This is a genomic window from Paenibacillus sp. 481 (assembly GCF_021223605.1).
Taxonomy (GTDB): domain Bacteria; phylum Bacillota; class Bacilli; order Paenibacillales; family Paenibacillaceae; genus Paenibacillus_B.
Genome location: NZ_CP075175.1, coordinates 3366324 through 3386528 on the forward strand (window position 1 = coordinate 3366324; position 20205 = coordinate 3386528).

Sequence of the window (20205 nt, forward strand, 5' to 3'; positions counted from 1 at the left end):
TGTAGCATAATCCATGAATAGGGAAGCCACCTTTTTACGATTTTCCATCGGAAGGTGGCTTTCTTTTTGCAAAGGTGAGTTGAAATGAAGAACAAGTATGTTAACGATAGTCTCAGCACTGTTCAGTGGTTTGTTTTTTTGCTAGCTAATGCTGTAGCTCTTCCGATTGTAATTGGTGGTATTTTTCAATTGTCGTTGGAACAAATCTCGACTCTCATGCAGCGGACATTTTTTGTGGTCGGAATCAGTTCATTTATTCAGGGGTGGTTGGGGCATAAATATCCGATTGCGGATGGACCTGCGGGATCATGGGTAAGCATATTTGTCATATTAGGGAATTTAGCCTTGATTCAAGGACAAGATTATATGCATACCTTGCAAATTTTAGAGGGTGGTCTAATCGTAGCAGGTCTGTTTCTCTTCGTATTAGGAGCGACAGGGCTCGTCTATCGGCTTCAATTTTTGTTTACCCCGTTAGTAGCGGGCTCGTTTTTGTTCATTCTTGCCCTGCAATTGAGCGGTGTATTGTTAAAGGGCATGCTCGGACTACAAGGAACGAACGCCCAACCCGATTATGTGGCCGCACTCCTATCCCTGTTTATTTTTGGGCTTGTCATCTTTCTCTCCATTAAAGGAAGAGGGTGGATTAAAAGTTACGCCGTATTAATTGGAATCGGCTTGGGCTGGGGGCTGTTTGCGTTATTTGGAAAAGTGGAACCAACATTTTCAGCAGCAACTTCCATCCTGACATTTCCACAGGTGTTTGCTTGGGGTGCGCCTCGATTCGATCTAGGGATCGTGATCACCGCCCTATTGTTTACGTTTCTGCTCGTTTCGAATACCATTGCCGCGATTTCAGCAGTAAGACAAGTTGTTCCGGTTGTATCCAAAGTTGAAAGAACGGCATTAAGCCGAGGGATTTGGACTGGGGGGATCTCGCATATATTAGCCGCCCTATTTTCAACGATTGGGGTTGTTCCGCTGCCAGCGTCGGCAGGATTTATGCAATTAACGGGGCACAAGCGGATTCGTCCGTTTCTTATCGCTTGTCTATTATTAACGGTGATCGCGCTCATACCGTCAGTTGTCAATGGATTAGCGCTGCTTCCAGGTCCGGTTGCTAGTGCTGCGCTGTTAGCTACTTTTGTGCAAATCATAGGGATTGCCTTACAGTCCATGCTGCGGGAGCAGCTTGATCATCGTCGATTAACGATCTTAGGAATAACGTTGTTAGTGAGCATTGGACTTATGTTTTTGCCTGCAACTGTATTTCAGAACCTTCCTTCCACGCTGCAATATATTTGCAGCAACGGGCTGCTTGTCGGTACCTTGATCGCCATTCTATTAGAGCAAATGTGGAAGCATGAACAGGAAACTGCTGGCGTTGGTGGTTAAGATTTGAGAAGAAGAAGACTCGCAGCTACTATGCGAGAGAATTCTCTGAACCGCACAGTATGGGTGAAAATCGTTCGCATAACGAGATTATTTAAGCACATATCTGCAATCGGGCGCCCGTGAAAGATGTCGGCTTTATTGGTTGTTTGTCGAAGATGGAAAGGTATAAAGATAAAATTAATTTAATATTAAGGGATAAATGAAGGTTATAGAGCTGGCTGCATAATCGGCTCTATTTTCTTATATCATGATTTTTGCATCGCAAATGATATCATAAACTTCCATTTTACGCCCTCAGTTCCTTGAATTTGGGCCAAAACCCCTTGATTCAACACCTTAGATGTAAAACTATCTCAATTTGAGATGAATATCATCTTTAATTTCTATCTATTATTTCGCACTCTTTTTGATTCAAGTGGAGAGACTTCTAGTATAATGAAGACGTTTCCATTTAATTTAATCGTCATAATAAATTCACAACTAGAACATGAACTTGTAACCATCCAGTATAAACAACGTAAGGAGGTCCTGATCGATGACGGCAGGATTGTCACACAAGAACGGGCCATGGGAGCGATACTTCGGTCCCAATCTGGGATATGTTTATGAACAATATGAGCAGTATTTAGTAAATCCAGATGCGGTAGATGCGCGATTTCGGGAGTGGTTCGAACAATACGGTCCACCACCGGAGGTTTCCGGTGCAGAACATACATCTGATTCACAAGCAACCAATCAAGCTGTAGTTTCAGGAATGAACCATGTACTTAGCAGCGAAGCATTAATGCAAGCAGTAAATGCGGCCAAGCTGGCTGACCATATCCGTATGTACGGACACTTGGCAGCTAACATCGATCCGCTAGGTGTGAATGCGGAACCTGATCCGCGTCGTTTCGAGCCAGAGGCATACGGCCTAACACGTGAAGGGCTGCAATCTTTGCCGGCTTCACTCGTGTGGAGTGATCATCCCGCTGAGCTACGCACAGCTTGGGATGCGATTCAACGCTTGAAACAAGCGTACACAAGCTCAATCGCTTATGATTTCGGACACGTTCACGATGTAAACGAGAAGCGTTGGCTGCGTGAAAAGGCAGAGCAAGCAAACTTTGCGGTTTCCTTGTCCAAGGAAGAGCGTTTGGAACTGCTGCGCCGCTTAATGGAAGTCGAGCATTTTGAAAAGTTCCTGCACAAAACGTTTGTCGGTGCAAAGCGCTTCTCCATTGAAGGTAACGATGCACTTGTTCCGATGCTGGATGAAATCGTGCGCGACTTTGCACGCCGAGGAACATCCAATATTTTGATGGGAATGGCTCACCGCGGTCGTCTCAACGTGCTTACACATGTGTTGGGCAAGCCTTATGCAGCTATTTTCAATGAGTTCATGCATGCACCGAACAAAGATCAGAACCTTTCCGAAGGTTCTACAGGCATTAACTTTGGCTGGACAGGTGACGTGAAATATCACTTAGGTGCTGACCGTAATTTTGAGGAAAATGAGTACAAAACAACGATTAGCTTGGCTAACAACCCGAGCCATTTGGAGTTCGTTAACCCTGTCGTTGAAGGCTTTGCTCGTGCAGCTCAAGAAGATCGCAGTCAACCAGGTTTCCCTGTGCAAGATACACAGAAGGCAGTAGCTATCCTCATGCACGGTGATGCAGCATTCCCTGGTGAGGGCATCGTGGCAGAGACGTTGAACTTCAACAAGCTGCGCGGTTACCAAAATGGCGGGACGATTCATTTTATCGTTAACAACCGCATCGGCTTTACGACTGAAAGTGAAGATTCCCGTTCGACGTTGTATGCAAGTGATTTGGCAAAAGGTTATGAGATTCCGATCATTCATGTGAATGCGGATGATCCAGACGCTTGTATCGCTGCAGCGCGGATGGCTTTTGAATACCGTGATACGTTTAAAAAGGACTTCCTGATCGACCTTATCGGCTACCGCCGTCATGGTCACAATGAGATGGATGATCCGACTGTAACTAATCCGAAGACGTATGAGAAGGTGCACGCTCATAAGACGGTTTACTTCTTGTATATTGATAAGCTGAAACAAGAAGGCGTTGTTACAGACGAAATCGTAAAGCTCATGCAAGATGAAGTAGATGCTACTTTGCAGGGAGCTTATGATCAGGTCCGTGATATGACGGATCAGGAATATTACTATCAAACGACGAAGACGCAAGATGAGTATGTTCCGAACCAGAAAATAAAAGTCGCTACGTTGGAGCAGCTCAAGGCAACGAACAGCAACTTGTTGAACCTTCCAGCTGATTTCAAAATTTATCCGAAGTTGGAGCGTATTTTAAGACGTCGTGAGTCTGCACTTGATGAAGGTGAAAAAGTGGAGTGGGCAACGGCAGAAGCGCTTGCATTCGCGACGATTTTGGAGAACGGACAGCCTATCCGGATTAGCGGTCAAGATTCTGAGCGTGGAACGTTCGCACATCGTCATCTGATGTTGCATGACTATACGAACAATAATACGCACTGTCCGATGCATCATTTGCCAACAGCCAAGGCATCGTTTGCTATTCATAATAGCCCGTTGTCTGAAGCTGCTGTACTTGGCTTCGAATACGGATATAACGTGTTCTCGCCAGAAACGCTCGTCATTTGGGAAGCGCAATTCGGCGACTTCGTAAATACAGCACAAGTAATTATTGACCAATTCATCGTATCTGGTCGCGCGAAGTGGCATCAATATTCGAATATGGTTATGCTGCTACCACACGGTTACGAAGGTCAAGGACCAGAGCATTCCAGCGCACGTTTAGAACGCTTCTTGCAGTTGTCAGCTGACAACAACTGGACGGTTGCGTACTTGTCCAGCGCGGCGCAATATTTCCACTTGCTTCGTCATCAAGCATCAATTGGCGGAACGTACGCTTCTCGTCCGCTTATTGTGATGTCGCCGAAGAGCTTGCTGCGCAACCCTCGCTGTGCTTCACCTGCTGCGGAGTTTGTGGAAGGCTCATTCAAACCGATTTTGGAGGAGCCGTTGACTGGCAGCAAGCCGACGAAAGTAAACCGTATCGTATTGTGTACGGGTAAGATTTCGTTGGAATTGCAAGCGGAGATCGACAGCCAACCAGAGTTGGATTGGAGCTGGCTGCACATTATTCGCGTGGAACAGCTCTATCCGTTCCCAGCTGAAGAAATTGCCGAAGTATTCGCACGTTTCAAAAATGTGAAAGAAATCGTATGGGTTCAAGAAGAGCCGAAGAACATGGGTTCGTGGACGTTTATGGAATCCCGTTTGCGCGCAGTAGCGCCTAAAGGTGCCGAAGTGAGCTATAGAGGACGCGTTGAGCGCTCCAGCCCATCCAGCGGTTATGCGGATGTACACAGCTATGAGCAACGCCAAATTATCGAACAAGCATTGAACCTGCATCATAAATAACCGACCGGCTTGAAGGAGGAAATCATCGTGGCTGAAATTAAAGTACCTGAGCTAGGGGAATCCATTACAGAAGGCACGTTGCATAAATGGCACGTTCGTGAAGGCGAAGCAGTAAAGTCAGGCGATGTGTTGGCAGAATTGGAAACGGATAAAGTTAACTTGGAAATTAGTGCTGACGAAGACGGCGTCATTAGCCAGCTTCTCGCGCAAGAAGGCGACAACGTGGCAGTAGGCTCTGTTATCGCGTTGATCTCGGCAGGCGGCGCAGCTGCGTCCGCTCCAGCAGCGTCTGCTGCACCGGCAGCGGTACCAGCATCTGCACCAGCTGAGCAACCAGCAGCACAGGCTGCTGCTCCAGCACCGCAAGCTGTGGCTGCACCTGAGCAAGGCGGCGCTGATGGCGTACACGCAACACCGCACGCTCGCAAGCTTGCTCGCGAGCAAGGCATCGATCTGAAGGACGTGCAAACGCGCGATCCGATCGGCCGCATTAATCCAGACGACGTGCAAGCGCGCGTCCAAGGACACACAGCACCAGCTGCTGCTCGTCCGGCTGCACAAGCGGCTCCAGCACAAGCAGCGCCAAGCCCGGCATTTGCTGACGCTGAAAATGGCAAGCCAGTCGAGCGCACGAAAATGTCTCGCCGCCGCCAGACGATCGCGAAGCGTCTCGTCGAGGCACAGCAGACAGCTGCGATGCTGACAACGTTCAACGAAGTCGATATGACGGCGATTATGGACGTTCGCAAACGCCGCAAAGATGCGTTCAAAGAGAAGAACGAAGTGAACCTTGGCTTTATGTCCTTCTTTACGAAGGCAGTCATCGGCGCGTTGAAAGCATACCCATTGTTGAACGCAGAAATCGATGGCGACGAGCTGCTCGTCAAAAAATATTACGACATCGGTATCGCGGTATCCGCGAAAGAAGGCCTTGTCGTACCAGTCGTGCGTGACGCAGACCGTCTCGGCTTCGCTGGCATCGAGAAAGAAATTATCTCGCTTGCAGGTAAAGCACGCACGAACTCGCTAGCGTTGTCTGATTTGCAAGGTGGCACGTTCACGATTACTAACGGTGGCGTATTCGGTTCCTTGCTGTCCACGCCGATCTTGAATGCACCGCAAGTCGGTATTCTCGGCATGCACAAAATCCAATGGCGTCCGATCGCAATCGATCAAGAGCGTATGGAAAATCGCCCGATGATGTACATCGCGCTTTCCTACGATCACCGTATTGTCGATGGCGCAGAAGCGGTAAGCTTCCTCGTGAAAGTGAAAGAGTTGTTGGAAGATCCAGAATCTTTGCTGCTTGAAGGCTAAGCGCAACAGAGAATAATAGCTTACAACAGCGCACAACAGCGTACAACAAAGCATAACGGGATGCAGCAGTAACAGCGTGGCACTCCGGCCGATATGCTTGTAACGACTTATAACCGCACTTAACGAACCAGCGGCCATTTCCCGACACGTAATCGGGAGATGGCCGCTTTATTTATTGGTCTTTTTTATCTTCACTCGGGAGTTTGTTATTTGTGTTCGCGACATGATTTTTCAGTTCCATTTTCTTTAAAATAGGCGTAATAACTACACCAGCGGCAATTAAGATGGCGTATACAGCCAGCAGTCGATAACTCAAATCACTCGCACTTAAATTATTTATAACGATTACCGTTAACGATATAGTAAGTACAGCAATAATGCCTAACGTCAGAAAGTTAACCCATTTTGAGTATCCCTGACCAAAACCAATATTCCACATTAACGATGCAACCGAACCTAAAACCGACCACACATTCATGATCATAAGAACTTTAACCCATATTTCATCGTCCCAAGACATCGATCCCCAAATAAATAGCAAGTCCCAACACAACGTTACGACCAGCAAAATCAATCCAATTAACCCTACCGCCTTTTTCTTATCATCAAATAATTTTGCTATTGGAATACCTAAAAAGCTAAACAAAAATACGAGGAACGCCGTACCTAATATTTTTAGCTGTGAATAACTAAAATCGCTGATCAAAAATAGAACGACAGCAATAGCTACACACAAAGCTATGGAACCTACAAAGACCTTTAAAAATAGATTTTTCAAACTCACTAGTATCACTCTCCTGTTCTTTGAATATTACTTGAGTAGTTAAGAGAAGAAAAGTATAAAAATTGGGTAATAAAACCATGTTGACAACTGGGAATTATAGGTATTATGATAGTTGCAACGTATTAACTTCATCCCACAAGTGCCGATTGGTCAACCAAAGGCTCCTTCGTTTATTTCGAATCCGGATAAACGTAGGGGCCTTTTTTATATTTGAATAGAAGGAGGGGGCAGGATGCAAAAGGTGCGTTGGCGATACACTGGAATGTTAGTAGTAGCACTCTGTTTCATGTTAGGTGTCGCGGGTTGTTCACCGTTTGGGAACAAAACGGAAACGAATCAAGCTGTAGATGGCACGCCAGCGACAGTCGTGAATTTTGCACTCGACACAGCAGGAGGAGGAGCGTTGCAATTTCGTATGGCAAAAGCAAAAGGGATATTTAGCAAATACGGTATAGAGCCTGTATTTCATAACTTTCCTTACGGCATTGATACGTTGAATGCGATGCTGATTGGACGCTCGGAGACGGGCACGGCGGCAGATTACGCCTTGTTGAATTCATTGGCGAAGGGAGATATGACTGTCGTCAGCACATTAGGGCGTTCGCGAAAAGATTCTGGCTTTAGTTCTGTTCTGCTGGCAAAAGGCGACGTGCAATCAGCGACTCAATTACGCGGCAAGCGGCTTGGGGTAGCTAAAGGTACGGTGTATGAATACATTTGGGCCAAATATTTGGAGCAGCAAGGTATTCCGGAGCAAGATATCGTCTACGTGCCGTTTCAGTCACCTGATGAGGCAATCGTAGCTATGGAAAAAGGCCAAATGGACGCAGTGTGGGCAGGTGGGATATTAATAGAGAAATTTAAAAAGCTCGACGGCGTGCATGTATTGGCCACGTCTAAGGACGCTAACATTAAAATTGTGACTTATTTCGTGATGCAACAAGCATTCGTCAAGCAACATGAGAAGGCAGTGGGACACATTTTACAGGCGTTAAATGAATCTATTGCCTATGTGCCTAAGCATCCAGAAGAGACAGCTGATGTGGCGTTCAAGGAACTAAAGCTGCCGAAGGATGGTGTGCTCAAAGATATCGATCAAGTGAACTATGTCATTGGGTTCAGCCAAGAAGATTTTGACCATTTGCAAGCGATGAAGACGTGGCTGGAAAAAAGGGGACTCCTCAAGGTGAAATATAATCTCAAGGATAAAATTAATGTTGACCCCTTGAAGCGAGTGCTGCCGCATAGCGTAACTTATTCGCCTTAGATATTACCATTCAATTACCATATACATGGAAAGGATGTTAGAGCATGACCTTAGCCCGTCAACCGGAACCGATTATCATTGAAAAGTTAAAGAAGACATATGCCTCTCCTTCGCCAAATAAGCAACCGCACTACATTATTCAAGACGTCGATCTTGTCGTACGAGGCGGTGAATTTTTCGTGCTGCTCGGCCCGAGCGGCTGCGGCAAGTCGACGCTCTTAAATATGATTGCGGGCTTTATAGCCAAGTCAGAAGGCCGTCTCGCGATCGGGCACAAGGAAATTACGAAGCCGGGAAGTGATCGGGCGGTCGTCTTCCAGCAGGCAGACGCCTCGCTGTTTCCTTGGCTTACGGTGCGCGAAAATGTGGAATTTGGATTACGGATGAAAAAGGTACCGAAGGACGAGCGTCGCGAACGGTCGGATAGGTACATCCAGCTTGTTGGGTTAACTGGACATGAGAACAAATTTCCGAAGGAGTTGTCCGGTGGAATGAAGCAGCGCGTTCAATTGGCGCGGGTGCTTGCTAATGATCCGGCTATCCTGTTAATGGATGAGCCGTTCGGTGCGCTGGACGCGATGACAAGGCGTTCGATGCAGCGCGAGTTGGTTCGCATTTGGCAGCAGACGAGCAAGACCGTCGTCTTTGTCACTCACGATATTCACGAAGCGCTGCTGCTGGGGCAGCGAATCGGCATTATGTCCGTTGGGCCGTCTTCGCGCATATCGGATATTTATGAAGTTCCGCTGTCCTATCCACGGCAGCTTGGCGATCCTGCTTTTCATGAATGGTACCACACGATTCAATCGCACTTTGATGATTTGGAGCAAGGACGGGAGGACGGAGTTGAGGAGGTGCCCGCAAAAAGACCTGAAGAAAGACCTGAAGAAAGACCTGAAGAAAGACCTGAAGAAAGTCCTGAAAAAAGACCTGATGAAAATCCAGATGGAGGTCCTGAAGCAGCGCGCGAGCAAATACTCGAAGAAGAAGTCAAACGAGGGTGGGCGTAGAAAAGGAGGGATAGCTAGTGACGCTATTCAAAAATCTGCTTAACACGGGGCTGCTCACATGGATTATAAGCTTAGTCATATGGCAAATTGCCTCTTGGTGTTCAAACCCCGATTTTCTCCCTGGTCCTTACGAGACGCTACGTGGTGCAATAGAACTGTCGCAGGACGGTTCCCTGCTGCGTTACATTTACGTTAGCTTTGCCCGCGTATTTACAGGCTGGCTGCTCGGACTTGCGCTGGCAATACCGATTGGGCTTGTGATGGGCAGGGTGACCGTTGTCCGCGTGTTGGCCGAGCCTGTCTTAAATTTTATTCGTTTTATTCCTCCGCTTGCGTTTATTACCTTATTTCTACTTTGGTTCGGTATTGGTGAACAATCGAAAATTGTACTCATTATTTACGCCACGTTGTTTATCGTCATTTTAAATACGATGACCGGTGTGCTAGCTGTCGAAGAAGATAAGATTCGGTCCGCGCGCAGTATGGGCGCTTCGGAGTGGCAAATCTTGCTGCACGTCATTATTCCTGCAACGGTGCCCCATATGTTCACCGGGGCGCGGCTTGCGATGAGTACTTCGTATATGGCCATCATCGGTGCTGAAATGGTTGCAGCAAATGAGGGCGTTGGCTACTTAATATGGAATTCTCGCTTATATTTTAAGACGGATTGGATATTCGTAGGGCTTGTTGCGCTGGGGTTAATGGGCTTTTTGATGGATCGTTTGCTTGGCTTGTTCGGTAGTATGGCATTATCTCGATACGGAGTGACGAAGGGGCAGGTATTCAGGGGCAAGCTTTAAGCGCTTTGAGTGTTGATGAAGGCTATCGCGGTATCGGATTTTGGTGTGCGGATTAAGCATGTAATGAAAGCGAATAGGAGTGAAGAAAGCATGAGCGAGAGCCAACAGAGCCATCAGAAGTCGTCTTCTTTTATAAAGGATCAGCAGCCCGTGATTGGTATTACTGTTGAGGAGTCGATCCCCCATTGGCCTGATCCGGTTCGAGCGCCGCAAGGGGCACCCAATATCGTCTTAATCGTGATCGACGATCTAGGATTTTCGCATTTAGGCTGCTACGGTTCGGATATTGCAACGCCCAATATCGATAGCTTGGCACAATCCGGACTAAGGTATAACAACTTTCATACAACCGCGATTTGCTCGCCAACGCGTGCGTCGCTGTTAACGGGACGCAATCCGCATGCCACGGGGGTCGCTTTTGTGTCCGAGTACGATAGCGGATTTGATCATAGCCGTGGCAAGGTTAGCAAGGAAACAGGGCTCTTAAGTGAACTACTCGTTGAGCAAGGGTATAACACATTTGCGGTAGGGAAGTGGCACTTAACGCCTGGGGCGAGTCAAAGCCAAGCAGGGCCATTTGATGATTGGCCGTTGGGACGGGGCTTCGAGCAGTATTACGGCTTTCTCGGTGGTGCTACAAGTCAATGGCATCCTGATTTGGTAGAAGGAAATCGGAGGGTACAGCAGCCGCAGCTCCCAGAAGACGGTTACCATTTAACCGAGGATTTAACGGAGCGGGCTATTGCTTATATTCGGGAGCAGCGAACCGCGGCACCAGATAAGCCGTTTTTTTGCTATCTGGCTTATGGAGCTACACACGCGCCGCATCACGCACCGCAAGCTTACATAGACAAATACAAAGGCAAGTACGACAAAGGCTGGGACGAGACACGGGCTGACTGGTTCAAGCGTCAACAGCGATTAGGCATTGTGCCGACAGATGCTAAGCTCCCGCCACGCAGTCCTGATGTTAAGGCGTGGGCCTCGCTTTCTATGGAAGAGAAGCGATTGTTTGCTCGCTTGCAGGAGGCATTTGCCGGATTTTTGGAACACACGGACGTTCAGATTGGCCGTTTGTTCACGGCCTTGCAGGAAGTGGAGCAATGGGACAACACCGTTATTATACTCTTGTCTGACAATGGCGCATGTGCCATGGGGGGCGATGAAGGAGCAGTAGCCAATTGGCACAATCTGAATGGCGTAAAGGAATCACTCGACAGCAAGCTAGCGCGAATCGAGGAGATCGGCACACCGCTCGCGAACAATCATTACCCAGCAGGCTGGGCGCAAGTTGGAAACACCCCGCTGCGCTGGTACAAATCGTTTGTCCATGCAGGCGGGGTCAAAGACCCGCTAATCATTCATTATCCGCAGCTTATTCGTGACGGAGGAGGAATCCGGCAGCAATATCATCATGTCGTTGATATTGTGCCGACTTTACTAGAATTAACAGGCATCACTCTGCCTGAAACGATTCGTGGCGTGCGTCAGGAGCCGCTTCATGGCGTAAGCCTTGCCTATACGTTTGCACAAGCGGATGCACCTACCGAGAAGCAAGTTCAATATTACGAAATGGTAGGCAATCGCGGCATTTGGCATCAGGGGTGGAAAGCGGTAGCTGCTCATGAATCCGATACCCCTTTTCAGGATGACAAATGGGAGCTGTATCATGTGGACAGCGATTTTAGTGAAGTAAACGATTTGGCTGAAACGCATCCAGAGAAGCTGCAAGAGCTTATTGATTTGTGGTGGATTGAAGCGGGAAGGTATGGCGTGCTGCCACTGGATGGCCGTTCGTTAGCGAATAAGCTGAAAGGCTTGCGCAATGCACGGAAAGAGACGGTAGGGCCAGTTCGACGGACGTATTATCCATCACGTGTAGGATATGCTCGCACAGTAGCGCCCGACATTCGTGACAAATCCTTTCAAATTGAAGCGATTGTCGAACGAACCGTGATTTACGATGGCGGTGTGATCGCGGCTTTCGGCACCCGTGCTGGAGGCTATGTGCTGTATATCCAGCATAATCGTTTGTTTTTTCATATCCATACGCCGGGGTTGGCCCAGTCTACATTTATTTCATGTGAAGAGCTGCCACTTGGCAAGATTCATTTACGGCTGCAAGTCATCAAATCAGAAACAGCAACTGGGGCAGGCTTTATTAAAGGGTACGCTAATGACCACTTCATAGGAGAAGGTAAACTGCTCGGCCTAACACAGCTAGGCACGGGCGCTGGACTCCTTCATATTGGCCGTGACAGCTATTCGTCCGTTAGTGCATTGTACACGCCGCCATTTGCGTTTCAGGGAACGGTTCACCGTGTGGATTTCACGGTAGGGGGTCATGAAACGGATTGGGAGACACGAATGATAGAGGAGCTGGCGACGGAATGACACAAAGAAGAGGCTAATGATTCTTAAATAAATAATTATGAACAAACGATCGTGGTCTCATTGGATGGTAAAAAAGTAATATCTAAAGATACAAATGCGTGGCGTTTTAGCGATGGCATTCAATTTAATTTTAAGTTCACTAATAATGCGGATAAAGATGTGCGAGCATTTAGAGGTGTGGCGAAGTTTAATGACGTATTCGGTGAAGAGATTTTGTCGATGAATATGGATTACGACGAAGGTGTGAAGTCCAAGCAATCCAAGCAATCCAAGCAATGGACAGGTCACCTTGAGTTGAACCAATTTATGGATGATCATAAAAAATTAAAAACGACCGAATTTAAAAATATTAAGTTTGAATTTGAACCTAGAACGAATATTTTTAGCGATGGTACGACTGTCGGTGAAACAAGCTAGTCAACATAGATTCAAGTTGGAAGAGTCCGCGTAGGCGGGCTCTTTTTTCATGTTCCCACCCGCAACTTATGTTACAATTTCACAGAAGCAAAAAATAAGATAGTGCCTGTCGATAGTTATAAAAATACAACAGGAGTGGTGGGCAGTGTTGACAACTGGAGCATTATCGTCAGAGTCTTTGGGCGATGGAAGTCGCAAGCGACAGCTTAAATATTTGTATAGCTACATGTTTATGATCTTTACGCCTGCTGCATTATTTTCTTCTTTTTTCCCGCTTTATTACAAGGACATCGGTTATACGGATGCGATGTATGGGATGCAAAATGCGATCTTACCGATTATCGGTATGGTCGCCAATTATTTGTTCGGTTACATAAGTGATAAGTTCGGCAGCATGAAACCGATGCTTATTTCGATGTACGTCCTATTAATGGGCGTGTTGTATTTTATTTTTCAAACTTCCGATCCATGGATCGTGATGGGGCTCGTGTTTTTGTTTCAATTTTTGTGGATTCCTGCGATGATGCTTACGGATAGTATGGCGATGCTGGCAGCACGCCGACTAGGAGATTCCTATGCCGTCATTCGAGGGTTTGGGGCGGCTGGGTTTGCTGTGGCCGCGTTGTTGATTGGCTGGCTACTTGATGCACTGCCTGGCAACAGCTCGATGGGCTGGATCGCGATTGCGCTTGTTGGCTTAACATGTTGTGCGTTGCTGCCGATTCGTGATCCGCGTCGTCAATCGGTGGATGATCGTAAAGGTTCGACGGGTACGTCTGCCGCTACGGATGCCACTGAACCTACTGACGCAACTGTTGCGTCTGACCCAAAAGGTGCTCAGCGTGAACCTGTGCAAATGAGGGAGTTATGGAAATACGTCCTGACCAAACGTTTTATTTTATTTGCTTTCATTATGCTGATTTATCAGATGACGTTTGTGTTTAATGACCAATACTTCAGCTTTTTGATTCGGGAGGTTAATGGTACAGCGTTTGATATCGGTCTTGGCTGGATGCTACCCGCGGCAATCGAGGTGGGCGTGTTCTTGTATCTAGGCCGCAGTAACAAGCGGTTTAAGCCTTTGCCGATGCTGGCAATCTCAGCGGTCATTATGGCGGTGCGTGCGTTCGTTATCGGAATGACGGATTCCCTGCCGATTATTTTATTTATGCAGGCTGTGCAGGGCGTTGCGATCGCGATATTTTTCGTCTACTTGGCGGAGTATATGATGGAGCTCATTCCAGATCGGTTTCGTGTCAGTGGTCAAGCGACACTGTCTGTAGTGCTTAGCATAGGTGCAACGATGACGGGAAGTCTGATCGGCGCATACATATACAATCAATGGGGCTTGAAAATGTTGTTCTATGCGATGGGAGTATTGCTCATTGTGACAGTGGTCGGCTTTTTCATCGCTGAAAGGCAGGAGAAGAAAAGACGGGCGCAAGCGTCTATTTCTGAAAGCAATTGAAAAAAGATTGAAAATAAATGGTCTTTTGGGCGAATACGTATTTTCAAAAACAAATTATTTATTTATAATCATTATTATAAAGTTGCCTCAATTCAAAAAAAATGACTTTGGTGAAAATAGATCTCATTCTCAACTTATCCATGCTGTTTCCTTTCTATAGGGAACAGCATGTTGCATTTTTAGGGGTCTAAAAACGATTGTCATTCTCAATGAAAAGAGGAGATGATGTTTATGCGGAAATTAATGATGATTATTTTTAATATGAAAAATGGGGCTGCAAAGCTCCGGGACTTGAAGCAGTGGGCAGCAGGGAAGGAAAAATACAGCGAAGCAGCGGGAGCAACGGGAAGTGCTTTATTTTTACTGCTGGCGTGGATTGCAGGATATGCAGCGGAGGGTTGGGCCATTCCATTATACGTGGCGTCCTACGTCTGCGGCGGCGCATTGAAATTGAAGGATGGCATTATCACGCTCGTGAAGGAGCGTGACTTGGACGTTAATTTACTCATGATTGCAGCTGCTGCTGGTGCTGCCAGTATTGGTTATTGGGCTGAAGGTGCGGTACTTATTTTTATTTTTGCATTGAGTGGGGCCTTGGAGACGTTTACGATTAATCGCAGCTCGCGCGATATTTCGGCTTTAATGGAGTTGAAGCCAGAGGATGCTTTACGTATTGTGAATGGCATAGAAGAGCGTGTGCTTGTCGAACAACTGCAAGTGGGCGATATCGTGTTAGTGAAACCAGCTGAGCGTATTCCGGTTGATGGGGTGATTGAGCAGGGCGGTTCGGCTGTTAATCAGGCTTCTATTACAGGGGAAAGTGTACCTGTCGACAAAAGTGTCGGGGATGATGTGTTTGCCGGAACGATGAATGGTCAAGGCGTGTTATATGTGAGTGTGGCCAAATCGAGCGAGTCCACGATGTTTGCTAAAATTGTGCGGCTCGTGCAAGAGGCGCAAAGTGAGACGCCCAAATCACAGCGCGTGGTGGAAAAGTTCGAGCGTATTTATGCGCGGGCAATTATTTTGTTCACGGTGCTGCTTGTGATGGTGTCGCTGTATGTGCTCGGGCAAAGCTGGGAGGAATCGTTCTATCGCGCGATGGTGTTTCTGGTCGTGGCGTCACCATGTGCGCTTGTCGCTTCGATTATGCCCGCGACGTTATCAGCGATCTCGAATAGTGCCCGCAAAGGGGTGCTGTTCAAGGGCGGGGCGCACTTGGAGCATTTGTCACGTGTGAAGGTGGTCGCGTTCGACAAGACGGGGACGCTAACGCAAGGCACGCCGGATGTGACCGATGTTGCCGTGTATCAGGGCTATTCAGCGGAACAAGTTATGCAGGCAGCGGCTGTATTGGAGTCTCTGTCGACGCATCCGATTGCACGTGCGATTGTACAGCACTGCGAGTCGCAAGTTGAAGCGTCGTATGTGCCTAGGGACGCTGTGCTGAATGTTAGGCGGCAAGTTGAATCGTCACACACGGAGCCGCGGCATACGGAGTCGTCGTACATGATGCCACTGCACACGGAGTCGTCGTACATGATGCCGCCGCACACGGAGCCACCGCAAACGGGCTCGTCGTACATGGAGCCACCGCACGCAAAGTCATCGCACACCGTGCGAAACGATGTAGAGCGTGCGCGTGTCGCCTCGTATACTGGGGAGCAAGTTGTCGATAGGCCAAGCGAACTGTACGCTACAGGATGCGATGCGCGGATGCAAGCCCAAGGCTGTGACGCAGCTTCACATCGTAAATTGCTGTCGCACATATCCGACTTCCAAGCCTTGACGGGCATGGGGGTTGAGGCTCGGCTAGACGGCGTGCAATGGCGCGTCGGCAAGCCAAAGTACATCATGAACCTCGCCTGCATACACAATACGGCGGTGCAGGATGACATCCGTCGTTTGGAACAGCAGGGCAAGACAGTCGTGCTTGTACAGCGCAATGATGAAGTCGTAGGTCTCATTGCTTTGCAGGATCGCATTCGCCGACAGGCTAAAGCGCTTATTCAACAGCTCAAGCGGCTTGGCATACAGGCAGCGATGCTGACAGGTGACCAGCAGCAGACAGCCCATGCCATTGCGGAGGAAGCGGGCATTGAGCTCGTGTATGCAGAGCTCATGCCGGAAGATAAGCTGCGTATTGTAAAGCAGCTCAAGCAACAGTACGGCGCCGTTGCCATGGTCGGCGATGGCGTAAATGATGCGCCAGCCCTTGCCGCGGCTACAGTTGGCATTGCGATGGGGGCGGCAGGCAGCGACGCCGCCTTGGAAACAGCCGATCTTGTCCTGATGAATGACGACTTGGATCGGATTAAAGATGCTATTTTGCTAGGCAGAAGAACCCATGCGATCGTAAAGCAGAACATTATATTTGCGAGCATCATTATTTTATCGCTGATTGGTACTAACTTCTTGTTTGGAATTCCGCTTCCATTAGGTGTAGTTGGGCATGAAGGGAGTACTATACTCGTTATTTTGAACGGATTACGTCTTCTTAAATAAACGCCAAAACATACATGCATGCTGACTATTTACGATGATTGATCATGAGGTTAAAAAACAGATCACCCTTATCTGGCTAGATTGTACGGATAATGGGTGATCTGTTTTTTGTTATGGCAAATGCTCAGGCATACACTAGTATTCGACATTTTTTTCTCATAACAAGCATCTATAAATCCGCTATCCATTCTCTTTTTTTAGAAAATATTTAGAATTACGAAATTACATAAAAAGTACATGGAAAGTACATGAAATAATTGTCGTTCAGTGTAAAATATTTAATTGCATAAAGTATCACTAACTTACAAAAAAATTTAATAATTGACAATTGACACGATGTAGTGAAATATATTACTATCAACTCAACTTCATCAAACTATTTAAGTTTTAATTGTTTTTGTATTTTTTATGTAGTGTTGGGATCATCAAGAATTATGTGTAAATGAAAACAACCTTCTCTGTAGAACAATGTATGGATCTATGGTGATGAACAGGGGTTGGAGATTTACTCGATTGACTGATTTAAAGGCGCCGCATAAGCTTGCCCGATCAGAAATATTTACTTTATGAGCAAGATTACATGGCACATGTAAGCAGCACGATTGATACTAGGCTTGAGGATATGCATTCTTTATTGCAGCTACAATACTTTTCAATCCGTAAGTAATAATGAGCACAACTTCTTCTGTACCACAAGCTCTCACATCCTGTAATAGCTCGTTCCAGACTGTGCGGATTCCGTTGGAGCAATGGTATAGGCTAACACTTCTTTAGATCCATCCTCACGAGCACCAGCCTCCAGATATGAAGCTTCTTTAGAGACGGGCTCACGCTTACGGCATTATAGCTCACATCAGTGTAATCACAAACATAGCGCTTGTCTAACGTTCGCTTAGTGAAGGCATCTATCTGCGCGACTAAAGCTTTCGTTATATTAGAGGTTGTCTGCGGTGTGGAATGTACGCGTATACCCACCGTTACGGCATTTTTCTGAATTCATCCCTTAGAAAGTACATTAGTACCTACTACAACTACCTACTACCGACTATTCAACCGAGAATAGAAGCCCATATTTTCTTCTGAGAACAGCCTCTAGTTTATTAACAACCGACTTCAAGGAACTTCTTCAGAGCGCCTTAATACGACAGATGAGCGCTACTATAACAAACATCCAACAGAACACACATAAACGCACCAACAGAATCCTCTCATGCGATTCTTGAGCTGAAGAACTATCCATGTAACACACTTGAGAACAGCACAGTAAATCTAGGAATAACGAGCGTATTTCTTCATGAATACAATCATTATCGTTAATCCGGGACATCTACGGCTTGTTTTCATCAAGGATACTTTATAACTACATTCGATATTCGATACCGATAAACCAATCAAAAGTAAATTTTACATATAATAGTGTATGAAGACAAAAGGTGAATGCTAGGTGTTTTTAAAAGTGAGGATGCGTTCCAATTCGCAGTAAGCAAGGTTGATATATGGAACGAATAAATCAAATTTAGTTCAATATGAGGCTATGTTTTCTTTATTAAATAAGTAAATTAATTTTACGTCTAGTGATATGAACCTAACAGACTTGTCTGGTGAACAATTGGAATGACATCATTGTGTGGCTTATTTATGGAAATAAATAATTAACTTTTGACTATGAAGATTTACGACCAATGGCTGAGCATCAGCAAGCAACGGTATATTCGATCGTTTGGAGCTTCCATCCTGTATGAACAGATGCCAATTATGATGTCGATGTTACCGTTATAAACGGTGAGGATATACAGATTTAGTTCCAATACAATGCCGGTGTGTACGATGCTGCATGTATACAAAGAGTAGCGGGTCATTTTTCTCGGACCATTAAACAAGTGTTACATAATCCTCATATTTGCTTAGGGGATTTGAATTTAGTAATAACGATGCAGTCAAATGAAATGAATCAAATACGAGGAGCGGGGGGTTGTTATGCTATATCAACGCATGAACCAACTGATGGAAATGAATCCACAGGCACCGGCGATATTACTGGAAAATGAAGAAGTGTCTTATCAAGATTTTATAAAGGAGGTGGATAAACTTGTTGATGCCTTTAGAAAGTTGAATTTGGATGGTTCGACACCATTAGCTATTACGATTAACAAAAGTGAGGTAATCTGGTCGGCTGTTATAGCAGCAAGTCATCTGGGCATTTCAGTAATGCTAGTAGATCCGAACTTAAAAGAAGAAGAAATGAACAAGCTAATGACGTTGTACAAACCTCATTTTCAATTATCTGAAGATAATAAGCCTGAATGGCAAGCGGAATCAGCAAGTCAACTCGAATGTTTTGGATCTACTTTTTGGTTAAAAGATATCGGTAAACATGCACAATGTTGGGATGAATATGTAAATCCACCTAATCATGAGACTTATTTTGTTCTCCTTACATCGGGATCGACTAAGGTGCCTTCTGCAGTTGTCAAAACGGTGAGCAGTGTTATGGCAGATGGAGAACAAATTGGTATATCACTTGGCATTACGTCAGAAGATCGGGTGCTATGTGCAGCTCCCGTATATCATGCCTTTGGTTCCATCTGTGGATGTTTTGCTACTTTTTTAAGAGGAGCATCTGTATCTTTTATTGGGGCTTACGTACTTCCATCTAGCTTAGAGAACAGAATGTATAAGCGTGATTGCAATATCTTAATGGCTTTACCCGCGCATTATAAAATGATTGTAAAGCATGTTGAGCGTCCGTTAGACCAGATTCGTTTTGCACTTTCTTCAACAGCTCCTTTGACCAAAGAAGTCATTGATTACTGTAAAGAGCAATTGAATTTACCTATCTACAATATTTATGGTTCATCAGAAGCGGGTGCCATATCTATTCAGAAAAACCATTTATTCGACAGTCAAGCCGTTAATTTAGGACAACCTGTCACAGGCGTGCATGTGAAATTCGATTCTAGCGATGTTTCAGAGTTTCACGGTGAAGTAGTGAGTGAATTGTTAATAAAGAGCCAGTCTCTGGCTAAAGGTTATTTGCAAGTAGAAGGGATAGACGATAACGAGTTTGCCATGGAAGATGGTTGGTGGAGAACTGGGGATCTGGGATATCTCGATCAAAATAAAGAATTGAACATTGTTGGGCGAGTGAAAACGACCATCAATGTAAATGGAAAAAAAGTTAATGCGTATGAGATTGAAGAAGTGCTTAGTAGACATGCTGCTGTCTTAGAGGTAGTCGTCGTTGGTATTCCAGATACGACGAGAGGAGAAATACCTGTTGCGTTTGTTGTATTAAAAGAGTCGGTCACTGAAATTGAGCTCTTAAAATATTGCCAGCTTCATTTATCAGATTATAAAGTTCCGCGGCAAATTGTTATTAAAGACTCTTTACCAAAAACGGCGACGGGTAAGATTCGGAGAAAAGAAGTACACATTTGAG

At 46.1% G+C, this 20205-nt stretch carries 12 protein-coding genes and 1 pseudogene; 11 read left to right on the plus strand and 2 right to left on the minus strand.

The window, feature by feature from the left end; genetic code table 11:
* Positions 1–84 precede the first annotated feature (84 nt).
* The 3 genes from KIK04_RS14950 (at position 85) to odhB (ending at position 6121) form a co-directional block, all read left to right on the plus strand.
* The gene (locus tag KIK04_RS14950) at positions 85–1395 is read left to right on the plus strand and encodes a purine/pyrimidine permease (protein ID WP_232274435.1); all 1311 of its coding nucleotides are present in this window, start codon (positions 85–87) and stop codon (positions 1393–1395) included.
* A 535-nt stretch (positions 1396–1930) separates the two neighbouring features.
* Complete coding sequence (locus KIK04_RS14955; RefSeq protein WP_232274436.1) at positions 1931–4804, plus strand: 2-oxoglutarate dehydrogenase E1 component; 2874 nt, start codon at positions 1931–1933, stop codon at positions 4802–4804.
* A gap of 27 nt (positions 4805–4831) precedes the next feature.
* The gene (gene odhB / locus KIK04_RS14960) at positions 4832–6121 is read left to right on the plus strand and encodes a 2-oxoglutarate dehydrogenase complex dihydrolipoyllysine-residue succinyltransferase (protein WP_232274437.1); all 1290 of its coding nucleotides are present in this window, start codon (positions 4832–4834) and stop codon (positions 6119–6121) included.
* Positions 6122–6293: 172 nt separating this feature from the next.
* Here the strand turns inward: odhB and KIK04_RS14965 are convergent, their stop codons facing one another.
* Complete coding sequence (locus tag KIK04_RS14965; RefSeq protein ID WP_232274438.1) at positions 6294–6905, minus strand: hypothetical protein; 612 nt, start codon at positions 6903–6905, stop codon at positions 6294–6296.
* 232 nt (positions 6906–7137) lie between these two features.
* Here KIK04_RS14965 and KIK04_RS14970 point away from each other — a divergent pair, with 232 nt between their 5' ends.
* The 7 genes and pseudogenes from KIK04_RS14970 to KIK04_RS15000 all read left to right on the plus strand — a co-directional run bounded on the left by KIK04_RS14970 (position 7138) and on the right by KIK04_RS15000 (position 16766).
* Positions 7138–8172, plus strand: coding sequence for an ABC transporter substrate-binding protein (locus KIK04_RS14970; protein WP_232274439.1), 1035 nt, complete (start codon positions 7138–7140; stop codon positions 8170–8172).
* Between the two features lie 44 nt (positions 8173–8216).
* Positions 8217–8993, plus strand: a pseudogene (locus KIK04_RS14975) (ABC transporter ATP-binding protein); the annotation flags it as partial.
* A gap of 206 nt (positions 8994–9199) precedes the next feature.
* On the plus strand, positions 9200–9982 hold the full coding sequence (locus tag KIK04_RS14980; RefSeq protein WP_232274440.1) for an ABC transporter permease: 783 nt from the start codon (positions 9200–9202) through the stop codon (positions 9980–9982).
* 90 nt (positions 9983–10072) lie between these two features.
* Entirely contained in the window at positions 10073–12376 is a 2304-nt protein-coding gene (locus tag KIK04_RS14985) for an arylsulfatase (protein WP_232274441.1), read from the plus strand.
* Positions 12377–12427: 51 nt separating this feature from the next.
* Entirely contained in the window at positions 12428–12793 is a 366-nt protein-coding gene (locus tag KIK04_RS14990; RefSeq protein WP_232274442.1) for a hypothetical protein, read from the plus strand.
* A 145-nt stretch (positions 12794–12938) separates the two neighbouring features.
* Complete coding sequence (locus tag KIK04_RS14995; protein WP_232274443.1) at positions 12939–14261, plus strand: MFS transporter; 1323 nt, start codon at positions 12939–12941, stop codon at positions 14259–14261.
* A gap of 261 nt (positions 14262–14522) precedes the next feature.
* Positions 14523–16766 carry a heavy metal translocating P-type ATPase gene (locus KIK04_RS15000; protein ID WP_232278750.1) on the plus strand — a complete coding sequence of 748 codons (2244 nt, stop codon included), beginning with the start codon at positions 14523–14525 and terminating at the stop codon, positions 16764–16766.
* 608 nt (positions 16767–17374) lie between these two features.
* Here KIK04_RS15000 and KIK04_RS24450 read toward each other — a convergent pair.
* On the minus strand, positions 17375–17470 hold the full coding sequence (locus KIK04_RS24450; RefSeq protein WP_442951094.1) for a hypothetical protein: 96 nt from the start codon (positions 17468–17470) through the stop codon (positions 17375–17377).
* A 1273-nt stretch (positions 17471–18743) separates the two neighbouring features.
* Here KIK04_RS24450 and KIK04_RS15005 point away from each other — a divergent pair.
* Positions 18744–20204, plus strand: a complete 1461-nt coding sequence (locus KIK04_RS15005; RefSeq protein ID WP_232274444.1) for a class I adenylate-forming enzyme family protein — start codon at positions 18744–18746, stop codon at positions 20202–20204.
* The last annotated feature ends 1 nt before the right edge of the window (position 20205 follow it).